We start from the raw sequence: 5,847 nt of genomic DNA, 5'->3' as shown, positions 1-5,847 counted from the left end.
GGCCGTCGGGCCGTATCTCCGGCGCGGGCATCGCCGCCCCGCCGTCGGACCGAATCTCCGGCGCGGGCATCGCCGCCCCGCCGTCGGACCGAATCTCCGGCGCGGGCATCGCCGCCCCGCCGTCGGACCGAATCTCCGGTGCGCTCATGAGATGCCGAGGTCGTTGTCGATGAGGGCGAAGATCTCCTCCGCGCCTGCGGACTCGATGCGTTCCTGCAAGTCGCCCCCACCGGCTGCCGGGTCGGCGGCCTCGCCGGTCATACGGGCGGCGAGTGCCGCGAGGCGGGAGGCGATCCGGCCGCGCCGGGCGTCGTTGTCGGCGAGCCCGCCCAGGGCCGCCTCCAGTCGGTCGAGGGCGTCCAGGGCGGCGGGCGCGCCGGTGTCGTCCGTCGCGGTCAGGGACCGCAGGTGCCGGGCCAGGACGCGCGGGGTGGGCTGGTCGAACAGCAGCGTGGCGGGCAGTTGCAGTCCGGCGGCGACGCCGAGCCTGTTGCGCAGTTCGACCGCCATCAGCGAGTCGAAGCCCAGCTCGGTGAAGGCCCGTTCGGGGTCGACGGCGTCGGCCGAGCCGTGTCCCAGGACGGTCGCGACGTGCCCGCGGACCAACTGGAGCAGCAGGCGCTCCTGTTCGGGCTCGGACAGTCCGGCCAGCCGGGAGCGCAGCTCGCCGCCGACGGAATCGTCCGTGTCCGTGGACGGCTGCCTCAACAGGGCCTTCGCCTCGGGGAGTTCGGCCAGCAGCGGGGCGGGCCGTACGGCCGTGAAGCCGGGCACGAACCGCTCCCAGTCGAGGTCGGCCACCGTCAGCGCGGCCTCGCCACCGGTCACCGCGCGGTCCAGTGCGGTGAGCGCGAGGTCGGGGTCGAGGAGGACCACTCCCCCGGCACACAGCCGGGCCTCGGCGTCGGGGCCGCCGGCCGCCATGCCGCCGCCCGCCCAGGGGCCCCAGGCGACGGAGGTCGCGGGCAGTCCCTCGGCGCGGCGCCGGGCGGCGAGCGCGTCGAGGTAGGCGTTGGCGGCCGCGTAGTTGCCCTGACCGGCCGAGCCGACGGTGCCGGCGAAGGACGAGAACAGCACGAACGCGCTGAGGTCCCGGTCGCGGGTGAGCCGGTCGAGGTTGCGGGCGGCGGCGAGTTTGGGCCGCAGGACCGCTTCCAGGCGTTCGGGGGTGAGCGACTGGAGCAGCCCGTCGTCGAGGACTCCGGCGGCGTGCACGACCGCGTCGACGGGGTGCTCGGCGAGCAGCGCGGCGAGCGCGTCGGCGTCGGCGGTGTCGCAGGCGGCGAGGGTCACCTCCGCACCAAACTCCCCCAGTTCGTCGGCGAGTTCGGCGGCGCCGGGAGCATCGGGTCCGCGGCGACCGACGAGCAGCAGGTGCCGGGCGCCGCGCTCGGCGAGGCGGCGGGCGACGCGGGCGCCGAGGGCGCCGGTGCCGCCGGTGACGAGGACGCTCTGTCCGGCGCAGTGCCAGGTGCTGTCGCCGTCGGCGGGGCGGGCGTGGACGAGGCGGCGGGCGAACAGGCCGGTGGTGCGCAGAGCCACCTGGTCCTCGCCCGTCGATCCCGACAGCACCGCGGCGAGCCGCTCTCCCGTCCGCCCGTCGGGTTCGGCGGGCAGGTCGACGAGGCCGCCCCAGCGCTGCGGGTGCTCCAGCGCGGCGACCCGGCCGAGGCCCCAGACGGCGGCCTGCACGGGCGCGGCGGGCCGTTCGCGGTCGCCGGTGGCCACGGCGCCGGAGGTGGCGCACCACAGGGGCGCGCCGATCTCCAGGTCGCCGAGCGCCTGGGTGAGGGCGAGCAGCGCGGCGAGACCGGCCGGAGTGGCGGTGGTGTCGTCGCTCGCGGGCCGCGACTCGTCGAGGGCCAGCAGTGACAGTACGCCCCGCAGTTCCTCGTGCTCGGGGAGCTTGCGCAGTTCCTCGGTGAGGGCGGCGCGGTCGGTGAGGGCGCAGTCCACGACGAGCGGCACGGGGTGCGCGCCGTGCGCGGCCAGCGCCTCGGTGAGGGCGTCGGTCCAGGGGGCGTCGGCGTGGGACGCGGGCACCACGAGCAGCCAGGTGCCCGCGAGGGCGGGCGCGTCGGCGTCCGGTACGGGCCGCCAGGCGACGGTGTAGGTGCCGGTGTCCAGGGCGGAGCGTTCACGGCGCCGGCGCCGCCAGGAGGTGAGGGCGGGCAGGAGTCCGTCCGGGGAGTCCGTGGCGATGCCGAGGGCGCCGAGGTCACCGCGCTCGACGGCGGCCCAGAACTCGTCGTCCACCTGGTCCGCGGCGGTCGCGGGGGCGGCGGGCTCGGGCCAGAAGTGGCCGCGCTGGAAGGCGTACGTGGGCAGCTCGACCGTACGGCCGGGTCCGGTCAGGCCGGTCGGGGCGGCGGCGAGCCCGCGTACGTGCAGGGCGCCGGCGGCGAGGAGCGCGGCGACCGGTTCGGGCCGGCCCCGGCGCAGTACGGGCACGGCGATCGGTGCGCGCTCGTCGGACTCGGTGCCGTCCTGGAGGGTGTCGAGGGTGAGCGCGGTGAGCGAGCCGTCCGGGCCCAGTTCCACGAAGGCACCCACGCCGTTCTGCCGCAGGGTGCGCACCCCGTCGGCGAACCGCACGGTGCCCCGTACGTGCCGTACCCAGTGGTCCGGCGAGGCGAGGTCGGCCTCGTCGGCCCGTTCACCCGTCACGTTGGAGACGATCGGGATCGCGGGCGCGGCGTAGCGCACGGTCCGCGCGACCTCCTCGAACTCCTGAAGCATCGCGTCCATATGCGCTGAGTGAAACGCATGGCTGACCCGCAAACGCCTAGTCTTTCGGCCCAGCCCGGCGAAATGACCGGCGATGTCGGACACGGCGTCCTCGTCCCCGGAGACCACGACGGCGCGGGGGCCGTTGACGGCGGCGATGTCGGCGCCCTCGCCGAGGAGTTGGCGCACCTCGTACTCGGCCGCCTCGACGGCGGCCATGGCACCGCCCTCGGGCAGCGCGTCCATCAACCGGCCCCGGGCGGCGACCAGTTGGCAGGCGTCCGGCAGCGACAGCACTCCGGACACGTACGCGGCGGACAGCTCACCGATGGAGTGGCCCATCAGGGCGTCGGGGACGGCACCCCAGGAGCGGACCAGCTCGTAGAGGGCGACGTGCACGGCGAACAGGGCGGGCTGGGTGTAGGCGGTGCGGTCGAGCAGCCGGGCGAGCTTGCTGCCGTCCTCGGCGAGTACGACGTCGGCGAGCGGGACCGACAGGTGCGGGGCGAACGCCTCGCAGACCCGGTGGAAGGCCTCGGCGTACACCGGGAAGCGGTCCAGGAGTTCGCGGCCCATGCCGGGGCGCTGGGAACCCTGCCCGCTGAACAGGAAGGCGGTGCGGCCGGTGCCGCCGGTCCGGCCGCGTACGGCACCCGCGGCCTCCTCACCGCGGGCGACGGCGGCGAGCGCGGCGAGCAGTTCGTCCCGGTCGGCGCCGACGACGACGGCCCGGTGCTCGAACGCGGCACGTCCGGTGGCGAGCGAGTGGGCGATGTCGGCGGGGGCGAGGTCCGGGTGAGCGGCGACGTGGGCGCGCAGCCGTTCGGCCTGGGCGCGCAGGGCGGCGGGGGTACGGCCGCTGACGGGCCAGGCGAGGACACCCGTGTCCCCGGGGGCGGGCACGGGCGGGCTGTCGGCGCCTTCCTCCAGGACGACATGGGCGTTGGTGCCGCTGATGCCGAACGACGACACCGCGGCCCGGCGCGGCCGGTCGCCGCGCGGCCAGGGCCGGGCCTCGGTGAGCAGTTCGACACGGCCGGCCGTCCAGTCGACGTGGTGGGACGGCTCGGACACGTGCAGGGTGCGCGGGAGCGTCCCGCGCCGCATCGCCAGGACCGTCTTGATGACCCCGGCGACACCGGCGGCGGCCTGGGTGTGCCCGATGTTGGACTTCACCGACCCCAGCCACAGGGGCTGTTCGCGGTCCTGCCCGTACGTGGCGAGCAGGGCCTGTGCCTCGATGGGGTCGCCGAGGGAGGTACCGGTGCCGTGCGCCTCGACGGCGTCGACGTCGGCCGGGGTGAGGCCGCCCGCGTCCAGCGCGGCCCGGATGACCCGCTGCTGGGAAGGCCCGTTGGGCGCGGTGAGGCCGTTGGAGGCACCGTCGGAGTTGACGGCGCTGCCGCGGACCACGGCGAGCACGGGGTGCCCGTTGCGGCGGGCGTCGGCCAGCCGCTCCAGCAGCAGGATGCCCGCGCCCTCACCCCAGCCGGTGCCGTCGGCGTCGTCGGAGAACGCCTTGCAGCGGTGGTCGCCCGCGAGACCGCCCTGCCGGCCGAAGTCGGCGAAGGCACCCGGCGTCGCCATCACGGTCACACCACCGGCCAGCGCCAGATCGCACTCACCGGACCGCAGGGACTGCGCGGCCCAGTGCAGCGCGACGAGGGAGGACGAGCAGGCGGTGTCCACGGTCACCGCGGGCCCCTCCAGACCGAGCACGTACGCGACCCGCCCGGAGGCGACACTCGCGGCGTGCCCGGTGAGCAACTGCCCCTGCGCGTCCTCCGGTACGGCGTGCGCGGCCGATCCGTAACCCTGGTAGTTGGTGCCGACGAACACTCCGGTACGCGATCCGTGCAGCGAGCGCGGGTCGATCGCGGCGCGCTCCAGCGCCTCCCAGGAAATCTCCAGCAGGAGCCGCTGCTGCGGGTCCATCGCGAGGGCCTCGCGCGGGGAGATCCCGAAGAAGTCCGGGTCGAACTCGGCGGCGTCGTACAGGAATCCGCCCTCGATCCCGTCGGCCTGCCAGCCCCGGTCGGCGGGCGGCGCACCGATGGCGTCGACCCCGTCGGCGAGGAGCTGCCAGAACTCCTCGGGGCCGCGGGCCCCGCCGGGGAACCGACAGCCGATGGCGACGACGGCGATCCGGGAGTCGTCGTCCGGCGCGGCCTGGCTCACGGGGGCCCGTTCGGACGTCACCTCGGCGGTGCCGAGGAGTTCACCGCCGATGAAGCGGGCCAGGGCCTGCGGGGACGGGTAGTCGAAGACCAGGGTCGCCGGGAGGCGCAGGCCGGTGGCCGCGTTCAGCCGGTTGCGGAGCTCGACGGCGGTCAGCGAGTCGATACCGAGGCCCCGGAAGTCCCGGGCCGGCTCCACGCTGTCGGCGCCCGCATGGCCGAGGACCAGCGCGGTCTGGGTACGGACCAGCTCCAGTGCCGCCGTGGCGCGCTCGGCCTCCGCGAGTCCGGCGAGCCGGTCCCGGAAGCCCTGGGCCGCGTCGACTGCGGCGGTGGCGGATGCCGTACGACGGGCGGGAGCGACGGCGAGGCCGCGCAGCATCGCGGGCAGCGCGGCGACGGCCTGCCGGTCGCGCAGTACGCGCCGGTCCAGCGCGATCGGCACCAGCGCCGCCTCGGTACGCCGCCAGGCCGCGTCGAGCGCGGCCAGGCCCTGTTCCGGGCTGATCGGCACCATGCCACCGCGAGACATCCGCCGCAGGTCGGCCTCGGTCAGCCCGGCCGTCATCCCGGCGCCGGGCGTCCAGGGGCCCCAGGCGAGGGACGTGGCGGGGAGTCCGGCCGTGCGGCGGGTCGCGGCGAAGGCGTCCAGGAAGGCGTTCGCGGCCGCGTAATTGGCCTGTCCGGCGCCGCCGAAGGTTCCGGACACGGAGGAGAAGACGACGAAGGCGGACAGGTCGGCGTCTCGGGTCAGCTCGTGCAGGTGCGTGACGGCGTCGACCTTCGGCCGCAGGACGCGGGCGAGCCGGTCGGGGGTCAGCGCGGAGATCACGCCGTCGTCCAGGATGCCCGCCGTGTGGATCACGGCGGTGAGGTCGTGACCCGCCAGGGCGGCGGCGAGGGCGTCGCGGTCGGACACGTCGACGGCGACTGTTTGCACCTC

Annotated in this window: 1 protein-coding gene; it reads right to left on the bottom strand. The window is 75.8% G+C overall.

The window, feature by feature from the left end; translation table 11 throughout:
* Window positions 1–144 precede the first annotated feature (144 nt).
* Window positions 145–5,844, bottom strand: a complete 5,700-nt coding sequence (locus tag GA0115233_RS42285) for a type I polyketide synthase (RefSeq protein WP_093725556.1) — start codon at window positions 5,842–5,844, stop codon at window positions 145–147.
* Window positions 5,845–5,847: the final 3 nt, after the last annotated feature.

This window comes from Streptomyces sp. DI166, assembly GCF_900091315.1.
Lineage (GTDB): Bacteria > Actinomycetota > Actinomycetes > Streptomycetales > Streptomycetaceae > Streptomyces > Streptomyces fuscus.
This window is presented reverse-complemented; position numbering and strand designations above follow the sequence as displayed.